General features: G+C 66.6%; 20 protein-coding genes. 12 read left to right on the forward strand and 8 right to left on the reverse strand.

What is annotated here, in order from left to right; all coding sequences use genetic code 11:
- A complete protein-coding gene (locus tag ABD209_RS14800) occupies positions 1-534 on the reverse strand; it encodes an orotate phosphoribosyltransferase (RefSeq protein WP_344067583.1) in 534 nt (177 codons plus the stop codon).
- A gap of 116 nt (positions 535-650) precedes the next feature.
- Between ABD209_RS14800 and ABD209_RS14805 the strand changes: the two genes are divergently transcribed.
- Positions 651-827 (forward strand): hypothetical protein, encoded by a 177-nt coding sequence (locus ABD209_RS14805; RefSeq protein ID WP_344067584.1) that lies wholly within the window; start codon positions 651-653, stop codon positions 825-827.
- Between the two features lie 255 nt (positions 828-1,082).
- Here ABD209_RS14805 and ABD209_RS14810 read toward each other — a convergent pair whose 3' ends face one another.
- From ABD209_RS14810 to ABD209_RS14820, 3 genes are all read right to left on the reverse strand, one after another.
- A complete protein-coding gene (locus ABD209_RS14810) occupies positions 1,083-1,613 on the reverse strand; it encodes a hypothetical protein (RefSeq protein ID WP_344067585.1) in 531 nt (176 codons plus the stop codon).
- A gap of 20 nt (positions 1,614-1,633) precedes the next feature.
- Complete coding sequence (locus ABD209_RS14815; RefSeq protein WP_344067586.1) at positions 1,634-1,981, reverse strand: histone-like nucleoid-structuring protein Lsr2; 348 nt, start codon at positions 1,979-1,981, stop codon at positions 1,634-1,636.
- Positions 1,982-2,172: 191 nt separating this feature from the next.
- On the reverse strand, positions 2,173-2,529 hold the full coding sequence (locus tag ABD209_RS14820) for a hypothetical protein (protein WP_344067587.1): 357 nt from the start codon (positions 2,527-2,529) through the stop codon (positions 2,173-2,175).
- A 235-nt stretch (positions 2,530-2,764) separates the two neighbouring features.
- On the opposite strand from ABD209_RS14820, the gene ABD209_RS14825 reads away from it, so the two are divergent.
- The 7 genes from ABD209_RS14825 to ABD209_RS14855 all read left to right on the forward strand — a co-directional run bounded on the left by ABD209_RS14825 (position 2,765) and on the right by ABD209_RS14855 (position 9,006).
- Positions 2,765-2,923, forward strand: a complete 159-nt coding sequence (locus ABD209_RS14825) for a hypothetical protein (RefSeq protein ID WP_344067588.1) — start codon at positions 2,765-2,767, stop codon at positions 2,921-2,923.
- 455 nt (positions 2,924-3,378) lie between these two features.
- A complete protein-coding gene (locus tag ABD209_RS14830; protein ID WP_344067589.1) occupies positions 3,379-4,692 on the forward strand; it encodes a nuclease-related domain-containing protein in 1,314 nt (437 codons plus the stop codon).
- A 361-nt stretch (positions 4,693-5,053) separates the two neighbouring features.
- Complete coding sequence (locus tag ABD209_RS14835; protein WP_344067590.1) at positions 5,054-5,851, forward strand: AlbA family DNA-binding domain-containing protein; 798 nt, start codon at positions 5,054-5,056, stop codon at positions 5,849-5,851.
- A gap of 362 nt (positions 5,852-6,213) precedes the next feature.
- Complete coding sequence (locus ABD209_RS14840; RefSeq protein WP_344067591.1) at positions 6,214-6,528, forward strand: ArsR/SmtB family transcription factor; 315 nt, start codon at positions 6,214-6,216, stop codon at positions 6,526-6,528.
- Between the two features lie 75 nt (positions 6,529-6,603).
- A complete protein-coding gene (locus ABD209_RS14845) occupies positions 6,604-7,641 on the forward strand; it encodes an EcsC family protein (RefSeq protein WP_344067592.1) in 1,038 nt (345 codons plus the stop codon).
- A gap of 26 nt (positions 7,642-7,667) precedes the next feature.
- Entirely contained in the window at positions 7,668-7,835 is a 168-nt protein-coding gene (locus ABD209_RS14850; RefSeq protein WP_344067593.1) for a hypothetical protein, read from the forward strand.
- A gap of 322 nt (positions 7,836-8,157) precedes the next feature.
- Entirely contained in the window at positions 8,158-9,006 is an 849-nt protein-coding gene (locus tag ABD209_RS14855; RefSeq protein WP_344067594.1) for a hypothetical protein, read from the forward strand.
- Here the strand turns inward: ABD209_RS14855 and ABD209_RS14860 are convergent, their stop codons facing one another.
- The 3 genes from ABD209_RS14860 to ABD209_RS14870 all read right to left on the reverse strand — a co-directional run bounded on the left by ABD209_RS14860 (position 9,007) and on the right by ABD209_RS14870 (position 10,998).
- Positions 9,007-9,753: a hypothetical protein gene (locus ABD209_RS14860; RefSeq protein ID WP_344067595.1), complete on the reverse strand. Its 747-nt coding sequence runs from the start codon at positions 9,751-9,753 to the stop codon at positions 9,007-9,009.
- A gap of 201 nt (positions 9,754-9,954) precedes the next feature.
- Positions 9,955-10,320: a histone-like nucleoid-structuring protein Lsr2 gene (locus tag ABD209_RS14865; RefSeq protein ID WP_344067596.1), complete on the reverse strand. Its 366-nt coding sequence runs from the start codon at positions 10,318-10,320 to the stop codon at positions 9,955-9,957.
- A 15-nt stretch (positions 10,321-10,335) separates the two neighbouring features.
- Positions 10,336-10,998 carry a hypothetical protein gene (locus tag ABD209_RS14870; protein ID WP_344067597.1) on the reverse strand — a complete coding sequence of 221 codons (663 nt, stop codon included), beginning with the start codon at positions 10,996-10,998 and terminating at the stop codon, positions 10,336-10,338.
- A 179-nt stretch (positions 10,999-11,177) separates the two neighbouring features.
- Between ABD209_RS14870 and ABD209_RS14875 the strand changes: the two genes are divergently transcribed.
- The 4 genes from ABD209_RS14875 (at position 11,178) to ABD209_RS14890 (ending at position 14,361) form a co-directional block, all read left to right on the forward strand.
- Entirely contained in the window at positions 11,178-11,444 is a 267-nt protein-coding gene (locus ABD209_RS14875; protein ID WP_344067598.1) for a helix-turn-helix transcriptional regulator, read from the forward strand.
- Between the two features lie 535 nt (positions 11,445-11,979).
- Positions 11,980-12,564 (forward strand): hypothetical protein, encoded by a 585-nt coding sequence (locus ABD209_RS14880; protein ID WP_344067599.1) that lies wholly within the window; start codon positions 11,980-11,982, stop codon positions 12,562-12,564.
- Positions 12,565-12,721: 157 nt separating this feature from the next.
- Positions 12,722-13,597, forward strand: coding sequence for a DNA-processing protein DprA (locus tag ABD209_RS14885; RefSeq protein WP_344067804.1), 876 nt, complete (start codon positions 12,722-12,724; stop codon positions 13,595-13,597).
- A 146-nt stretch (positions 13,598-13,743) separates the two neighbouring features.
- On the forward strand, positions 13,744-14,361 hold the full coding sequence (locus ABD209_RS14890; protein WP_344067600.1) for a hypothetical protein: 618 nt from the start codon (positions 13,744-13,746) through the stop codon (positions 14,359-14,361).
- Between the two features lie 508 nt (positions 14,362-14,869).
- Here the strand turns inward: ABD209_RS14890 and ABD209_RS14895 are convergent.
- Positions 14,870-18,061: a type I restriction endonuclease subunit R gene (locus tag ABD209_RS14895; RefSeq protein WP_344067601.1), complete on the reverse strand. Its 3,192-nt coding sequence runs from the start codon at positions 18,059-18,061 to the stop codon at positions 14,870-14,872.
- Position 18,062 lies beyond the last annotated feature (1 nt).

The raw sequence follows: 18,062 nt of genomic DNA on the forward strand, positions 1-18,062 counted from the left end.
TCAGCGCTGCACAGCGTCGAGGTCGGCCTTCGTCAGCAGCGACACAGTCGCGAGCTCGATCTCGCCGAGCGTGTTCTTTCCGGGCTCGGACCGGTCAATGGCGCAAACGACGGTGTGCACCGTCGCTCTGAGCTCGCGCAACGCGACGGCGGCGTTTCGCACCGCGCCGCCGGTGGTGACGATGTCCTCGATGAGCGTGACGGTCTTGCCGGTGAAGTCGCCCCCTTCGGCCAGCCTGCAGGTGCCGTAGGTCTTGGCCTCCTTGCGGACGAAGACCGCGGGGAGGCCGGTGAGCGAGCTGACCACGGTCGCGATCGGGACACCACCCAGCTCAAGGCCGCCCAACACCTCGGTGTCGGCCGGCAGCAACGGAACCATGGCTTCTGCGACGCGGCGCAGGAGGACTGGGTCACCCTCGAAGCGGTACTTGTCGAAGTACTCGTCCGTGATCGTGCCGCTTCGCAGCGTGAAGGTGCCGCGGATCCGGCAGGCAGCGTCGACGTCAGCAGCGAGGTCTTCCAGCTCGTGGGTCATCGGTGGATCGTCTCATCCCTGCAGAGGTGTCTTCCCGTCGACGACGTTGAGATCGCCGTGGACGGATCTCGTGGTGACGAGGAAGAATCAATGAGTACCGAGAGTGAGGACTCCTGATGGCAAAGGTCACAAAGGCTGCGTCCGGTGCGTCGCGACCCGAGCGCGCCGAACGGACGGTCTCCAAGCACGAAGCAAACCGCATCGCCGCTGCGAAGGTCTACGTGAAGGCACGGCGCAAGGCGGGACTGGCTGTGCCGACCTCGATCGAGAACCTGGCTGCGAAGTCTCGGTAGCTGCCTGAAGACCGACACCGGGCTGCTCGGTTGTGCGACTGCAGGCACGAGAGCCCCATGGATCTCTGGTGCCGCGGCGGCGGTTTGTGCAACGATGACGGCCTAGCTCCCCACCGTCCTCCGGGACTGGTGGGGCTTTTCGTTTCAGGCAGGGCCGGGCATCCGAGTGGTACGTCGTGCCCGGCAGCCTCGACAAGGCGGCTGCACTGATTGCGTCCGGCCCGCAGTGACGGTGTGCTGACCTGACCGCTGGGCTCAGGGGTCGATGACGTGCCACTTCTTCGGCAGCTTCCTCGGGAACGGCTTCCCGAGTAGGGACTGCACCACGTGCTCCAGGACAGGGGCGATGCCGCCGGTCTTGCCGTCGCAGAGCACGAGCCGCGAGGACGGGGCAGCACGACGCCAGGCGGCCTGGTTGTGCTCTTGCAGGCAGCAGAAGAGCAGGAGCGTCGGGGCGGTGATGCTGCCTGCGGGGAACGCCTCGTCGATCGAGCGCCAGTCCCGGTCCTCGATGCCGACGTCCTGGTCGACCCGGGACCAGTCATGGTCGACCGGTCCGATGAACCCGTCGTCCCAGCCGTGCAGGGTCGGCACGACGATGTCGGCCGTCGACCTCGTCACCGCTTCGACGAAGCCGTCCCAGTCGTCCGGGGCCGGGCAGATGCTGGTCCGGGCAGTCTCGACGCGGTACCTGGTCATCGCCCGTTGGATGGGGCCCCAGGCCTTGGCCATCTCATCCTGGTCCGTGTCGAAGTGGATGACGTGGACGCGGGTCGAGTCAGTCACCACGGGGATTGCCTTGTGCGTCAGTGAGCCTGGTGGAATGCCTCGACGACATTGGTCGGGATGCGACCGCGATCGGACACGGTGTACCCGTGCGTGCGCGCCCAGTCCCGGATCGCGGCCAACTGTGCGGGGTCGGTTGCAGCGCCGCGCTTTGCTCCTGACGACACCGTGGTCTTGCGGCCACCGGTGCGACGGGCAGCCGCGACGTACTTCTCGAAACTTTCGCGCAAAGTCGCCGCGTTGTCGCCGGAGAGGTCGATCTCGTAGGTGACCCCGTCCAAGGCAAAGCTGATCTGCTCTCCCCCGCCGGCCTCGATGTCATCGCCAGTCAAGTCGTCGATCAGCTGGATTTCAACGCGCTGCGCCATGGTGATTTCAGTCCACATCTCGTGAGGGGTTGCTGGTGCGATCAGTATGTGGTGTCCGTGCATCGCGGTCGGGAGAGTGGCGCGACTGAGCGGTGAGGTCATGTCGGTGGGGCGTCGCGCCACTCTCACCGGTCTGCTGCTCAACGGCGGCCCGGTGATGGGCCGGACTCAGGGCGCAGGTGTTTGGTCCGTCAGTCTCTGACTCGCTCGACGAGCTCTTCGGCACCGAGCAATCGGTCGATGTAGTGGCTCAGTCGGGCTTGGACCGCGGACCAGTCGTTGGGGTCGGCCGAGAACGTGGTGTCCTTGCTGACCGGCCACAGGAGACTGGAGACATCGATGGCGTTCGCTGAGCCTGGGGTTTTCCAGAGCAGATGGAACGCACCACCGGTTCGCCACTCCCCGTCCGTGGCGAGCAGATATCCGGCCCCGGTGTCGAGGTTGAACCACTCGATGTGGCCGATACCACCATGGGACCTGAATCGCTCGGTGTCCTGTGGGCTCCACTTCGCGGTGAGCTTGCTGGTGCAGGTGCGGATCCAGGTCATTGATGTGTCCCCTTCAGATGCTGGTCGGCAGAGCGGTTCTCCCTGTCCGAGAGTAGGTCAGAACATGATTCAGGAGGCTCTTGCGCTTGGTGGCGGCTCACACGACACCTTGTGGATTCCATGCCGCGATAAGAGCCCTTACCGGAAACCGGGGCCGGGGCCGGGGTCGTGGCCCCACCGAGAAAGCGACCCCGGCGACTACGCGGTCATAGCGAGCGACCCGCAGGCAAGCTCGGTGTCTGTGACCTGGGTACTCGCCGAGGACGGCAGTGATGTCACCCGTGGCGAGCTGCTGGTCCCGACCAGCGAGCCCATCGACGCGGGGGACCTCCTGCAGCAGGTCTTCCTACCTGAGCCGAGGACGGCTGACGGGCCAGCAGATCGACCTGGGTGACGTACACGGACACGATCCCGACGGCACCAGATGCTGTGATTCAGCATCACGTGTCGCCCTCGATCTTGCTGGTCATCCCATCTCCTGCAGCTCTGGGGCCCTGTCTCGCAGACCCACCCGCAGCGGTCGTCAGCCCGCCCCGTCTGTGCCCAGTGACTCACGCGACTGCGGGCGTTGTCGGTGGTCGCTGCTTGACTTCGCAGTGGTCGCCGACCGGCGGCCTTTCGGCGGAGACGAGACGTGGGGAGCATGCGGATGAGCAGCAGGACGCCAGAGGTGCAGCAGCGACGGGCCGAAGTCGCCGACGTGGACATGTGCCCGGCAAGCGGTCGGGACGCCGGTCGCATGATCGAGATCCCGGGATCCGACGACTGGAAGATCGCGTGCCCCGATTGCGGCGCGTGGTGGCACGGCGGCGGGATCCGGCTTCCCCGACACCAAGGTGAGGGGCCGCGATGACGACCGCCAACTCTCCCGAGCCCCCGCCGAACTTCGGCGACGAGGCGCGATCCCACCTCCAGGACGCCTCGGTCGCCGCGCGACCCGGCGGTGCCCCTGTCGATGATGCGTCCGGCACCGAGGACGACGACGACCTGTTCGAGGAGCTGCTGAGGCAGAGGTATCCGGACCCGGAGCACTCCCCCGCGCCGGACCGGGGGTCTGTTCCCGTGACCGGAGTGCTGACCAGGGACGCTGCAGACTCGGCCCCGAGGTCGGTGGAAGGCTTCTTCGACTACAGCCGGCCGAACAGCCTCGGTGCCTGGGCGCGATTCCTGCTGCCGTACCCGGCTCGCCTCGTGCTGTCCGCGGTCTGGTGCGTCCTCGCTGCACTTCTGGCCATCTACTTCGTGTTCGGGCCCTACGACCTCGTCGTGCCTACCTGGATCCTGGCGATCGCCATCGCCGGCGGGACAGTCCTCTCCTTCAAGGAGGTCAGGTTCGCGGCCCTGCCTGCCGTGATTGCCACCCCGGTCTGCATCGTCATTGCTCTCGTCGAGAACGAGGTCAGCAGGACGAAAGTGATCGACTTGGGCTGGGTGTGCGCCTGGGCACTGATCGCAGTCGTGTTCATGCTGTGGGACCGGCCGACGAGGCCCAGGTGGGCCGATCGTCCGGGGTCCACCTACCGCGACTTCGGGTTCCGCGACGAGACGCCGGAGCAAGTCGACGAACGTCGCGGCAGAGCCGACGCCTCCCTTGCCGCGATCCGGACGCAGTGGCGCTGGGGCAAACCCGGTGCCGCGATCGGTGCGGAAGGCAAGTTCGGCGACGACGGCAAGACCGGGGCCGCCGGCGAGCGGCAGGGAGCAGACGCTCTCGACCGACTGTCGCAGCGCCCGGAGGTCACGATCTTCCACGGCCTCCGGTTCCCGGGGTCGGAGCGGGCCGACATCGACCATGCCGTCGTCTCGGGCAACCGGGTCGCTCTTGTCGACTCCAAAGCTTGGAAAGGCGGTCACTACGCCCTGAGCCGGGACGGCGCGATCACCCGCAACGGCAAGCACTTCGCGGGTGGGGAGAGCAACATGCCCTACGCCGCCGCCCGGTTGCAGGACCGACTCCTGGAGGAACTCCCAGTCGATGTCGAGGTCAGGTCCTGGGTTCTCATGACCTCGGTCGGCGGCCACGCCACCGTGGACAACACCGGAGCGACCGACCTTCGCCTGGCGACAGAAGACTCCGTCGCCGGCGAGCTGGACGCCTGGTTCGGCGACGACCACTTCATCAATGCCGACGTCGTCACCCACTTCATCGATCAGTTGATCTGACGGGGCGACCGGCCATCACGGACGGCCCAGTCAAGCGGGGCTGCTTGCGCACCGCCCCCGACTCCTGGGACCGGTATGTGGTTCTCAAGGATGCGCATGGCGGCGGGTGAGCGGTGTGCGAAGAAGACCGTCCGACTGCTCAAGGGGCGGTCGTTCTGCGGGTGCGGCATGGCCCCGACGCTGCTGACGGCGAGGTCTTGGACGTACGGATCCGGAAAGATCCGAGGTTGCCGAGGAGGTCACCGGCGAGGCTGCCTCTGTCCGTTGTGCTCCATAGGCTCACGACATGACCTTCACACAACTGCACCGCGCACTCGGTCTCGGACCAGGGCCGTTGACCACCCAGCTGCTGGACGAGGCAGTGGCGGCCGGCGTCGTGGAGACCGACGGCCTTGATTGGAAGAGCGAGCTGCCCCCAGCCAAGGGTCTGGCGGGCACCGACTTTCCCAAGGACGTCGCCGCGATGGCCAACACCGGGGGTGGGTTGATCGTGTACGGCGTGACGGAGTCGCAGAAGGCGGCAGCGGAACGTGTCGATGTCGGCGGGTTCGACGAGGTGTACGAGCGATCGCTGCGCAGCGCAGCGATCAACGCGATCTCGCCCCCAGTGTTCGGCCTGGCCGTGCACCGGCTCGGCAGCGAAGGCCATCGCGCTGTGGTGGTCGAGGTGCCGGCGAGCGTCGACGGTCCGCATCTGATCTACAGGAACGAGTACTTCGGAGCCCCCGTCCGCAATGACGCGGACACCGTGGGGATGAAGGAACGCCAGATCGAGGCGATGTACCGCGCGCGGTTCGACGAACGCCGCCACTCCGCAGAGGGGCTGGACAACCTGTACTCCGAGGCCGCCGGCGGACGCGACGCCGCCAAGCGCGCTTGGTTCGTCGCCGTCGCCCGCCCACGCGTTCCGCGCCTCCACGGCACATTGACGAGAGAACAGGCCAGTGCGGTGTTCACCGAAGCGGCACAGTCGGCGCTGACCTACGCCGACCGCCGCGGCATGCATCCCCTGGAGAACGTCAACGCCCTCAGCCCAAGACCCGGTCTTCGCCGCTGGGTGACAGCCAACACGGCGATCGGCGAACGGTCACTCTGGAGGGAAGCATGGGCGAGTCTCCATCACGACGGCTCCGTGACGATCGCGACGTTCCGAGTCTGACCCTCCATTCCAAACACTTATTCGTACACTTGTTCGATGGGTCAGTCGAGGTCGGAGCGCACGTGGCGCACACCGCGCTCGACCCGGCACGTGTGGGTGAAGCTGAAGACGTCCCATCCCCACGAACCACCGCGGCAGGGACTGGTCGTGGCCTGGCGGAGGCGGTCATATCGGTGGTCCTGCCTGGTCGTGCTGGTCGACGATCAGGTTGAGGACGGCGACGAGCCTGTGGTGGTGATGCGCTGGGTGTCCGCCGATCAGCTGCGACCGGTTCCGGCTGACCCAAACCGTGCGTTCGGGCTCTGGTGAACCGCCGACCAGCAGAACCCCGCGGCCGCGTCAGCATGACTAATCTCCCTCAGATGGACGACGGGATCGCACTGGCAGAGGCCGGGCCAGTCAGCAGCGGTGCCGATGTCAGGTCGGCAGCTCGGGTCTTCGCCGCGCTCGGCAACCCGACACGCCTGAAAATGGTGCAGCTGTTGCACCAGCGAGGCGAGATGACGACCGCTGAGCTCCGAGTGAGCGTGCCCACCGGCGACGTCGCGGTTCATCTCCAGGTGCTCGTTGAGGTGGGCCTGGTGGACCGAGCAGGTCGCCGCCGCATGTCCGGCGCACCAGTCATCTACGTGTTGGCCGACGGCGCGCTCGATGCGGTGCGCGATCTGCTGCGTTGACCCTCTGCTCGTGGCCGTTCGCCTACGGTCTGCCCTGTGACCTACGGTCCGTCCCGTGATCTACGCTTCCACCGCATGACCAACCAGCACTCCACCGCGTCGTCGAGCCCAGCCATGTCGACGTACGAGCGTCAACGGTGGGACGAACTCCAGGCAATTTGGGCGAAGAAGGCGGAACGCAGGAAGGTCCTCCCTGCGCCGGCGAAAAAGGCGCTCTCAAGCGCCACCGACCGTACAAAGCGTGCGGCTGTCAGGACCGGCCAGGCCGTCGCTAACGCGACACCGACGATGGTCAAGGATTTCGCTGGCGTCACCCTGGACACGGCCCTTGTTCCCACCGCCGAGGGTCTTGTTCGCGTCCTGGAACTCGCCAACGAGTGGGTCGTGGAACTCTCCGATCCCGAGCGTGTGCTGAAACATCACCGCAAAGCGGGTCGCCCCGTCGCCTCGATCGAAGACCTACGGTCACTCGATCTGGAGGTCTTGGACGAGGTCACACGCAGAATGGCGCTCCGCTGGCGGACCGTGGGCGCGGGAGAGGGCGCTGCCCTCGGCGCACTCGCCATGATCCCGGTGCCAGTCGTCGCCAGCGCCGGGGCGATCACCGCCGATCTGTTAGTGATGCAGGCCCTGACGGGGGCGGTCGCCGCACGTGCCTGCTACGCCTACGGGTTCGACGCGCGCGACCCCGACATGAAGCACATGATCGACAAGATGGTGACCCGCTCATATCGGAACCAAGCCGCGAAGGCACGAACGACCAGGAGTGCCGGTGCAGCGTTCAGGGCTTCCAAGGATCGCCTCAACTGGAGCAAGAAGCTCCGCGAAGACCACCGCCTCATGGCCGCCATGGAGAAGCTGCTCAAGCAGGTCGGCGACGGGAGCCGGGTCCCGGTGAAGAACGCGCGCATGGGGATGCCCCTTGTTTCGATCTTCGTCGGCATGGGCACCAACTCATACGTGCTGGGGGACACCGCGAAACATGCACAGAACTACGCCGCGACGATGCTGCTTGCTCGGAAGCACGACCTGCCGTTGCCGGCCAATCTGGTGCATGACGCCGATCTGGACGACACCCAAGGAGCCGGCGACGATTCGGAATTCACCGTCTGACTGAGCCCGCGGTTCATACTTGCCACATGAGCGCCACCGACGACGACACCGACGCCACCTGGCTCTGCCACGGCTGCGGCAGCTACGCCGTGCCCGAGACTGAGGACGAATGCCCCGAGTGCGGTTTCGATCGGACGTCCCTCGACCCGGACGACCCCTACAGCGGCGAGAACGCCGGGTTCCAGTTCGGCTGAACGCTCCGACTGCCCATCACCACGGGATGTGATCAGGCGGATGGACCCCGTCAACGATCGTCAGCGTGATGTTCTTGCCTGGATCGGCGACGGATGCCCGAGCCGGGACTGGCCCGACTACACCCATCGCGCGTCTGCCCGTGCACTGGCCGGTCGCGGCCTCGCGAAGGTCAGCGGCCACGGCCCCACTTGGAAGGCGACGATCACGGACCGTGGTCGCGCCTACCTGGATCACGGCCCGGGGCCGCGCCCGAAGGCGAAGCCAATGCCGCGCACCGGCCCTCCGGCCCCACGGTCACCAGGCCGCCCCGAGTCTGCGCCTATGGCACCACCGGACCCGCCTGCGGTGCCGGTGCCGACGACGGACAACTCTGCACACGCCGTGGCGAAGACCCTGACTCGACGGACGGATCTCTCCATCTCGCAGGCCATCCGTGGCAGGGCTGTCGGGCTGCTCCAGACACTCGCCTACGAGGCAGCTCGTCGCGGGTTCGACTGTTCCGTACCAGAATCCGGCCCGGTGCTCGTCCTGACGATCAACCACATCGACGTCGAGTTCACGCTGCACGAGGAGAAGGTCCGCGGGACCGCCGTCGCCGAGGAAGACCGCGCCAAGGTCAGGTACTCCTGGCAGCGGGCACCGCTCCAGCGCGTCGAGCAATGGACAGGCCGCCTCGTCCTGACCCTCGTGAAGGACCCCTACAACAGGGCGTTCTGGGCCGACCGGAAGCGGTGGACGTTGGAGAGCCGCCTGTCGCTGGCACTCGACGCCGCGGAGGAATGGGCTGGGATCGTCAAACGTAGGCAGGACGACGCCGAGGCCGCGAGGCAGGAGCGGCGTCGGCAGTGGGAGCAAGCGGTGCCTCAGGCCAAGACCGACTATGTGGACTCGCTCAACCGGGAGCGAGTCACCGCGCAGCTCGAGGCGATGCACCGGGCTGCGGACCTGCGCGCGTACGCCGACGCCGTCGAGAACGTCTTGCCGGGGCTCGCCGACCAGGAGCAGTCCGCGGCTCGCGAGTGGGCCTCGTGGATCCGGCTCGAGGCCGACCGCTGCGATCCGCTGCTCGTGACCGCCGAGCTCCGGTACCACCGTCCCGAGAACCTGCCGTGGGTCGAGGTCGACCGGTTCATGCCGCGCGGCATGAGCAGCCTCAAGCCGCCGGAGTGATCAATCGGGTTGCACCCGAAGCATTTCGACCGTCTCGCCCAGTGCCATCGCCAGGCGGTCCGCGTCTGCGCTGTGGCCGTGCTTCCGAAGTGCCGCGATCGCGTCCTCCGCGACGAGCCCTACCCGATGAATCTCCTTGCGCAGCTCCGTCAGCTCGTCCCACCTGTCGACGGCGTCGACACCGCACCACGCGCGACGCAGCTCACGCGACTGCCGGTAGCCGTTCTCGTCCTGCTCCCGCACGATCGCGACCTCCTGTTCCAGGTCTCGGTAGGCGTCCCGCCTGCGCCACCGGAAACCGTGGATCAGCTCGTCCTGCAGACGTCGCTCCTCCTCTGCGATCTCACTCAGCACCCGGTCGGGCATGCGGCGCGCGAGTGCCTGGGCAACCGCGAGCTTCACGGGCCAGGGCGCTACTACCTCCCCGTCCTCTTCGAAAGACACCGGGTGGCCCGTCAGGTCGTCAGCCGGTAGGCCCGACAGTTCGCTCAGCGCAGCGACATCACGGATCCTGATCACACCCCAGACATCTTCCGCGGCGACCTCCAGCGGGACGAGGAGGTCGAACACGGTCTCCGCAGCCATCGCCTCAGCGTCGTCGTTTCGTGGCCCGGGCGCGCACACGGCGTCCCATCGCTGCTCGCGCGCGACGAACGTCTCAGCGTCGGCCCACGGCACCTTCAGTCGTGCCGGCGGCACCCATTCCTCGCGTCCCTCCGCGTCCTCGCCCTCGAAGCGGATCCGCACACGGGAAGGTTTCTGGGTCCCGTGACGCACGACCCGCACCGGCACCAGGGGATCAACACCCCGTGCCCGGTACGCCCAGACCTCATCCACCACCGGGTCCACTGTCATCCCTCGCCGCCCTCCGAGTAGCAGTCACTCCCCGTTGTGCATTGTGGCTAGCCCCGCGCCAGCCCTCACACCCATGCCTCCGGGGTGCTTGACTCAGGCCGCCGGCGACTCCCCCTCGACCGTCTCGGAGTGGGCAGCCCGATACGCCGTCACGACGGCATTCGGGATCTGTCCATGGTCGGCGACCTCGTAGCCCTCGGCCTTGGCCCAGGCGCGGATCTCCGCCCGCTCCTCAGGCGTCGTCTGCGGCACGCGCCGCGGGGTCGACGGCTTCGCCGACATCGGGCCCAGCTTGCGACCCCTTGCGACGTACGGCGCGAGCACCTCCTCCAGGGCCGCTCGCTCGGCCGGCGTCATGTCGAGCTCGAGGACCTCACCCTTGATGCCGAGCAGGGTCGTCTCGGCACCGGGCTCACCGCTGATGTCGGACTCCACGATCTTCATGTTTCGAGTAACCATCTGCTTGCTCCTTCGTCAGTTGTCCAGGCAGCCAGACTGCTGGAACATTGAGGCGAGGCCTTCCTCAGCCTGCTCAGGCGATGCCGCCCCCCGCTCAATCTCGTCGCGGATGATGTCGAATTTGTCCTGGGGCATCCCCAGGCACTCGGCCATCTCCGCCTCCGTCATCGAGTCCAGCTTGGTCCGGATCTCTGCACGCTCCGTCTCGGCAGCACTCGCCTCGTCCTGACGCTTCGTCTCACGCTCCTGCTTCTCAGCGGCTGCGTCCGCGCACTGCTGGTCGAACTGCGACTTCGACTCACCGGCGTCCTGGCGCGTGAACGTGTCCGGCTCGTCCCACTTGCTGGGGTTGGCGTCGTTGCTCGAGATGGTCACCGACGACTCGGTGAACGTCACAGTGTCGTCGCCCTCGAAGCGACCTTCCTCCAGCCAGACCACGAGGTTGCGTTCGTCGTTGAGCTCTCCGACGCTCGTCCCCTGGTTCTCGCCCTCGCACTGCATCCGGGTGTACGTCAGCTTGTCCCCGTCGATGACGACGCTGGTGAGGTCGTCGCTGTCCTCGGCGAAGTAGTCACCGTTACCGCTGGAGGCGTCGTCGCTACCGCACGCCGCGAGACCGATGCCGAGTGCGATGAGGACGGACGTCCGTGCCGCCTTGCTGGTGATTGTCGTGGTCATGCAGTTCTCCCCTGGTTGGCTGAGGTTCGCTGGACTGGCCGCTCCGTGGGACAGGCCGGCCACCAGTCGGAACCCCCGCCCCATCGAGCACGCCCGTGACGAGTCGATTGCGGACAAGATAACCGGATAGGCGCTTTTACGCCACTGTGCAAAGAACGCGCCATGGTGATCGTTGAGGGATGCCGACACCTGTCCCGGACCTGCGCGCACTGGGCATCGAGATCGCGAGACTCAGACACGAGGAGAACTTGTCGATCGACCGACTCGCGGAGGCGGCCGAGGTCCACCGCAAGACCCTCATCCAGATCGAGGCCGGCCGAGTCGCAGCGCGGATCTCGACCCTGCACGCCATCGCCCACGCTCTGGGCGTGCCACTCAGCGAACTGGTGACCCCGCTGTGCGCCAGGCATCAGAAGTCGGTGCGGACACCAGCGCCGATCATCTGACCTCGCAGGCCGATCAGCTGGTGCCAGCCCATGACCTGACTGATCGCGGGCACGAGGACCTTGTCCCAGCGGTCCCCAAGTCGGTGCGCCATGAGTGTTGGCCGGTGCAGAGCCGTCCTGCTCGAGGTGACATGCCGTCGAGCCCAACAGGTAGCGACGAGTGGCCCACAAGCCGATCGATCAGTGGCGCTTGGGTGTCGGTCAGGGCACGATGCACACTCGCCATCCCGGTGCGCCAGAAGCGAAAAGCAGCAGAGTCACTCCCCCGCGGCTATGGTCGAGTCCATCACTCTCAGGGGGCGCTGTCATGACATACCACTCGTTCACTCGACCCGGATTCGCCGGAGGACGACACACGGTGAACGACTGGATGGACTGGATGCTGGATCAAGCCGACTTCCTCATGCCGGTCGGCCCACACCACCAACTCGGCTGCGAACTGTGTCACGGAGCTGTGGGGTTCATCGGAGACGGCCCGAACGTGTGGCCGCGATGCCCCCAGTGCCGTGGGTACGGCGACGTCATCGACAGACTCGTGCCCATCACCTACAGCATCGACGCGGGGCTTGAGTCGGCGTTGCATCGCTACAAGGATTTCGGAGCAGCGTGGCGCTGGCTGCGATTGCCGCTGGCGTGCCTTGTACACACCTTCCTTACCGAGCACGGCTCGTGCATCGATCAGGCCGCGGGCACGATCGACGTAGCTACGTGCGTTCCGTCGAACAACCAGGACCGCGCCTTTGACCACATCGACGGGTTCCTCCGTGGGGCCGTGAGAGGCGACCCATCCCTGGATCGCTTCGCTTGGGAGCCAGGTCTCGTCAGCAGGGACCCGGCAACGAGCAGGCCAGAGCGTGGCGAGCTGAAACCGTCGGCCTACCGGGTCTCGCGGCAGTTGGAACCGGGGTCGGCCGTGCTGCTCTTCGACGACACGTGGACCTCAGGATCGTCAGCTGCCAGCACGGCAGCCGCCCTGAAGGCGTCAGGAGCCGGCGACGTCACCGTGCTGACGCTCGGGCGACAGTTGCGGTCAGATGGTGAGTGGGGGACGACCCCAACACTGTGCAAGGACCGACGTCAGAGGTCTTGGCGTCGCGACCAGTGTGTGCTGTGCTGCTGACCACCCGGAGGTCTTCCGAGGGAGGTTCACTCCACTGTCGGTGCGCGGTGGCAGGGTGAGGTTGGAGGTGGAGTCCATGGATGTCTCGCAGCGCCGGCTGTCCTACGCTGGGCAGATGAATACCGCAGCCCTGCAGGAGCATGCAGCCCTCGTGGCGATGCTGCGCACGCTCGCCAAGGGTGAGCGGTGGGCCTCGGTAACCGAGCGCGTTCTTGAAGCAGGCAGCGCCGTCAATGCGTGGCAGGAGAAGACTGCCGATGCTCTGCTTCCCGACCCCCAGCTCGATGCCGCCCTCGAAGGAGCCAAGTCCGATGTGCGTGCGTGGGGCGAGGCGGGCTGGCGCATGGTCGGGATTCTGGACGATATTTACCCGGCGCGCCTGCGCGAGATCCACCAAGCGCCCCCGTTCCTCTTCGCGTCAGGCGATCTCCGGGCACACGACCCCGCCATCGCCGTCGTCGGATCCCGGAACGCTTCCGCGCGTGGGCTCGACATCGCGGCTTCCATCGCAACGACCCTGGTGAGTGAGGGAGTCACCGTTCTGTCTGGTCTCGCCGCAGGCATCGACGCCGCCGCCCACACAGCCGCGTTGGCCGCTGGCGGGCGGACCGTTGCGATCATCGGTACAGGGATCTCCAGGCAGTATCCGGCTGCGAACAGGGAGCTCCAGTACGAGATCGAGTCCCGGGGCCTGGTCCTGTCCCAGTTCTGGCCAGAGGCTCCGCCGCAAAAGCACAGCTTCATCATGCGTAACGCCGTCATGTCCGGCTACGGCCGCGCCACCATCGTCGTCGAAGCCGGCGAGCAGAGCGGAGCGCGCGCCCAGGCCAGGCTCGCTGTCGAACACGGCCGGCCCGTCATCCTGACCGAGCAGGTCGTGAACGCCAATGATTGGGCTCGGAAACTCGTGAAACGTCCAGGAGTCCATGTGGCAACTGGTATCGACGAGGCCCTCGCTATCGTGCGCGACGTCCTCAATCGGGAGCACGCGGTGGGTCAGCTGCTGGATGACCTCGTCGGCATCGGCCTGTGACGAACGAACCCACAGCGCACATCGGGTCCGCGCTCGTCGAAACTGCAGGAGGATTCCTTCGCAATCCCGGCGGCCCGGGCACCTGCACACGATGCTTCACCCCAACACTCCCTGGGCCGACATGTCCCGGCTGCCGCGGTGCCGCCATGCTCGAGGACGGCATCGACCTGCTCGGGGTGGTGACGTATGCGGGGTACCTCGACCCGATCGCCCAGTCCGGGCACGTGATGCGCGGGTACAAGAACCCTGCGATCCCTCGCGGTAGCCACTGGCAGACCGTCAGGCTGATGGCTGCCTTGGGTCTCCTGTGCCACCGCGACTGCCCAGGCAAACTCCTCGGACAGCCCCCGACGGCGTGGGCCACCGTGCCCTCGCTCCCCGCGACGCCGCAGCCTCAGACGCACCCCCTCAACGAGATGGTGCGGCAGCTGGCACGGCAAGGCGGCCACGAAGTGGTGCTGGAAGCCAAGGGTCACGTGCAGAATCCCAGAGCCATCAACGCGAGTCACTTCACCGTTCGCGCCGATTCCGCCCGCGGACGCCACATCCTGCTCATCGACGACACCTGGACCGGCGGGGGCCACGCAACTTCTGCGGCGATGGGACTCAAGGCGGCTGGAGCAACGCACGTATCCGTACTTGTTCTTGCCAGGTGGCTGTCGATCGGTTGGGAAGCCACCACAACGGCTTGGGCAAAGCGCGCCCTGACGGCACCTGACTTCCGCCCCGACGTCTGCCCGTGGACGCAGGGTTCCTGTCCCTAGCCCGAGGCCACTCAAACCGATCCGACCCAAGCCGTCAGGTCTCGGATTCGCAGGTTCCGCTCCGCATCGACCGGAGCGATGATGGGCATGACGAGGAGGTGAGCACTCATGACAATCAAGGTGACGCCCGACCAGGTCGACAATGCTCGACTGCTCATGGCTCTAGACAGGGCAGACGGTCGTACATCCGACGAGTGGGTCGTGCGCCTCGCGAACGCCAGACCCGCAACACCGGTGGAGCACCCGCATACGCCGCTTGACGACCCAACCGCCGCACCTGAACCCGAACCCCGCGACTGAACTCTGGACTTCTCGCGCTGCAAGGACGAGCGAACGGCCGTAGCGTGCCCGGCATGGGTGGGGACAGCGACCGAGGCAGGATCCCGGCGTGGGTATTGCTGGCGCTGCTGCTGTTCGTGGTCTGCCTGCTCGTCGGCGACCCCTTCGGGTGAGGGACGCCGTGGCGCTCCACGCACCGCCACGGCATCAAACTCCACTCGAGGTCGACCTACACGGGATCGTCTGCCATCCGTTGTCTCCGTGACTGATACAGGTACTGGCCGATAAGTCGGATGAACTCGTCGGCCCGCTCGTTCTCGCCCGTGAGCGCGTCCGTGAGTTTCCCGAACGCGCCCTCGTTGAGCACGGCCGCGTCGGTGAGGGTCTCGCGCAGGTCCGGCGACGTGAGGAACTGGTCCTCGGCGTTGTGGTCGATCTGGTCGGCGATGCGACCATCCTCCTCAGCCATGCCCGCCGCCGCGATGACGAAGCCCTCGATCTGCGGGTCGGCGAACTCGGAGCCGAACAGCGCGTTGATGCGGGAGACCACCTCGGAGAGCAGCTCTTGCTGAGGGTCCTTGCTGGGGGCGTGTGTACCGATGCCGGTGATGCCTCGTACTGCTGGGGTCTCTTGGTCACCGGCCAGGCCGATGTCGGCCTTGCCATGATCGATCTGGCGCACCCGGCGCAGCTCGAGACCCGACACGTCCGCGTCGATCTCCTGCCCATCGCCGGGCAGCAGGTGCACCAGCTGGCGCAGGAACTCCGCGAGCTTCTCCAGGTCGGACGTGCCGTAGTCGATGACCTGGGACATGAAGTCGTACAAGCGGACGTAGGAGCCGCAGTCCTTGCGGAAGGTGTGTAGCTCGTCGAGGGCCTGCTGGTCTCCGCTGTTCTCTGCCTCGGCCTTACGCGCGATGTACTCATCCCGCGCAGGGGTGACCGCTGCGTTCAGCGCCGCGTGCGACTGCACCGGTGCCCACCACGCCTGCGCGTACCGCTCGACGTCGTTCGGCGTGTAGATCCTCGTCTCGGCCAGTTTCGCTGCGAGACGGTGGACGAGGTTCGGATCCGTCTCGGTCTCGACGTGCGCCTCGAGGTAGTAGGTGAGGAACGCATCCTGGATCTCCGTCGGGTCGTTGACGAAGTCCAGCACGAAGGTGCGGTCCTTCACCTCGCCCGACGGTGCCCGGTAGGTGCGGTTGAGCCGGGACAGGGTCTGGACCGCATGCACGTCCGGCAGCTTCTTGTCCACGTACATCGCGCACAGCAGCGGCTGGTCGAAGCCGGTCTGGAACTTGTCAGCGACGATCATCAGCCGGTAGTCGGGCCGGCGGAACTCCTTGGCGAGGTCCGAGCCGAGGCCGGGGTTCATGCTCGCCTCGGTCGCGTCGACCAGTCCGAACTCCTCGTCGCTGATCTTGTCCGAGAACGCCACGATGGTCTGGTAGCCGTAGCCCTTCTTAGCGAGGTACTTGTCCGTCTCGATCTTGTAGCGCACGGCGGCTTGGCGGGAGTCGGTGACGACCATGGCCTTGGCGTGCCCGTCCAGCAGATGCGCGACTGAGGTGCGGAAGTGCTCGACGATGATCTCGACCTTCTGCCCGATGTTGGACGGGTGCAGGTTGGCGAACCGCATGATCTTGCGCGTGGCGACCTTCGGGTCCACGAGCCGATCCTCGGTGGCTTCGTCGTCGGTCATGGTCGTGAGGATGCCCTGCTCGCCGCGCTGCTCGATCTCGAACGCGGTCTTGTACGTCTGGTAGCCGCGCAGCACGTCGAGGATGAAGCCCTCCTCGATGGCCTGCCGCATCGGGTAGACGTCGAACGAGACCGGCTTGCCGTCATCGCCAGGTCGGCCGAACAGCGACTTCGTCTTCGCCTTGGGCGTGGCCGTGAACGCCAGCATCGACACGTTCGCCGCGCCGGCACGCGCCGCCGTCTGGGCAGCGATCTTCCGTTCCAGGGCGAGATCGGCCTCGATGAGCTCGTTGACGACGTCCTGGGAGTCGACATCCTCCTCGGTGGTGACTTCCCCACCGTCGGTGAGGACCTTCTTCAGATCCGTGGCCGTCTTGCCGGACTGGGAGGTGTGGGCCTCGTCCACGATGACCGCGAAGTTCTTGTCACCCAGCGTGGACTCCAGCAGCCCCTTGACGTAGGGGAACGTCTGGATGGTGACGACGATGATCAGCGCAGAGCCTGTCAGGGCATCGAGCAGCGCGCGCGACTTGGAGCCGCCGGAGCGACGGATGGCGGTCGAGTCGATGACCGCCACGGTGCCGACGGTGTCGTCGACCTGCTCGACAGCCTGCTGCAGCTGTGCGTCCAGGACACGGCGGTCCGAGACGATCAAGACCTTGTCGAACACCTTGGTGTTGGAGGCATCGTGCAGGCGCGCGAGCCGGTGCGCCGTCCACGCGATCGTGTTCGTCTTGCCGGAGCCGGCCGAGTGCTCGATGAGGTAGCGCTTCCCCGGGCCCTCATCGGTGATCGCACGCACGGTCTTCTCCACCGCTCGCCACTGGTGGTAGCGCGGGAACATCAACGCGGTGGAGCGCTTGATCTTGCCCGTGGCCGGGTCCTCTGTGGTCTCTGACTTGAGGAACATCTGGGAACCGAGGATCGCCAGCCAGTTGTCGCGCTGCAGGACCTCTTCCCACAAGTACGAGGTGGCTGCACCGGTGGGGTTGGCCGGGTTGCCCGCCGCGCCGGTGTCCGCGTGGCCGCGGTTGAAGGGCAGGAAGTACGTCTTCTCCCCCGCCAGCCTCGTGGTCATGTGGACCTGGTTGTCATCGAGTGCGAAGTGCACCAGGGCTCGGGTGCCGAAGCCGAGCAGCGGCTGACCTGCCGGGTCGCGGTCCTTGCGGTACTGCGTGACCGCCGTGCGCCACTCCTGCTTGAAGGAGGACTTCAGCTCCGCGGTGGCCACCGGCAGTCCGTTGACGAAGAACACCAAGTCGATCGAACGGCTGTCACCGCGCTTCGGCGAGAAGTACACCTGTCGGGCGACCCGCAGACGCACCTTGCGGTAGTTCTCGGTCACCTGGGGGTTCAGCGTCGTGGCGGGGCGGAACTGGCACATCCGCAGGTGCGCGGTCGCGCCGCGCGTGTGGGAGAACTTCCGACGGAGCACGTTCAACGTGCCGCCGCCGGAGGACATGGGCGTATCGAGCTTGGTCACGAGCGCGTTGAGCAGCGCCTCGCGATCGGCCGGCTCGCTGGGGGTACCGACCCGGACGACCTTGGCGTACTCCTCCGGCTGGGTCTCCGAGAGCCACCAGTGCACATCCTCGGGCCACAGCGCACGCCGCGCGTCGTAGCCGGCATCCGTTGGGCTGTACTCCCAGCCGTGCGCTGCGAGGTACTCCGCGATCTCGGCCTCGAACGCTGCCTCCTGGGTCCCGTCAGGTGCCGCCATC

This window comes from Nostocoides vanveenii (assembly GCF_039531165.1).
Lineage (GTDB): Bacteria > Actinomycetota > Actinomycetes > Actinomycetales > Dermatophilaceae > Nostocoides_A > Nostocoides_A vanveenii.

Excerpts from the sequence above, each read along its gene's own strand:
- ABD209_RS14800 (WP_344067583.1), bottom strand. The coding sequence starts at position 534 with ATGACCCACGAGCTGGAAGACCTCGCTGCTGACGTCGACGCTGCCTGC.
- ABD209_RS14805 (WP_344067584.1), top strand. The coding sequence starts at position 651 with ATGGCAAAGGTCACAAAGGCTGCGTCCGGTGCGTCGCGACCCGAGCGC.
- ABD209_RS14815 (WP_344067586.1), bottom strand. The coding sequence starts at position 1,981 with ATGGCGCAGCGCGTTGAAATCCAGCTGATCGACGACTTGACTGGCGAT.
- ABD209_RS14820 (WP_344067587.1), bottom strand. The coding sequence starts at position 2,529 with ATGACCTGGATCCGCACCTGCACCAGCAAGCTCACCGCGAAGTGGAGC.
- ABD209_RS14830 (WP_344067589.1), top strand. The coding sequence starts at position 3,379 with ATGACGACCGCCAACTCTCCCGAGCCCCCGCCGAACTTCGGCGACGAG.
- ABD209_RS14840 (WP_344067591.1), top strand. The coding sequence starts at position 6,214 with ATGGACGACGGGATCGCACTGGCAGAGGCCGGGCCAGTCAGCAGCGGT.
- ABD209_RS14845 (WP_344067592.1), top strand. The coding sequence starts at position 6,604 with ATGACCAACCAGCACTCCACCGCGTCGTCGAGCCCAGCCATGTCGACG.
- ABD209_RS14850 (WP_344067593.1), top strand. The coding sequence starts at position 7,668 with ATGAGCGCCACCGACGACGACACCGACGCCACCTGGCTCTGCCACGGC.
- ABD209_RS14855 (WP_344067594.1), top strand. The coding sequence starts at position 8,158 with ATGGCACCACCGGACCCGCCTGCGGTGCCGGTGCCGACGACGGACAAC.
- ABD209_RS14865 (WP_344067596.1), bottom strand. The coding sequence starts at position 10,320 with ATGGTTACTCGAAACATGAAGATCGTGGAGTCCGACATCAGCGGTGAG.
- ABD209_RS14870 (WP_344067597.1), bottom strand. The coding sequence starts at position 10,998 with ATGACCACGACAATCACCAGCAAGGCGGCACGGACGTCCGTCCTCATC.
- ABD209_RS14875 (WP_344067598.1), top strand. The coding sequence starts at position 11,178 with ATGCCGACACCTGTCCCGGACCTGCGCGCACTGGGCATCGAGATCGCG.
- ABD209_RS14885 (WP_344067804.1), top strand. The coding sequence starts at position 12,722 with ATGCTGCGCACGCTCGCCAAGGGTGAGCGGTGGGCCTCGGTAACCGAG.
- ABD209_RS14890 (WP_344067600.1), top strand. The coding sequence starts at position 13,744 with ATGCTCGAGGACGGCATCGACCTGCTCGGGGTGGTGACGTATGCGGGG.
- ABD209_RS14895 (WP_344067601.1), bottom strand. The coding sequence starts at position 18,061 with ATGGCGGCACCTGACGGGACCCAGGAGGCAGCGTTCGAGGCCGAGATC.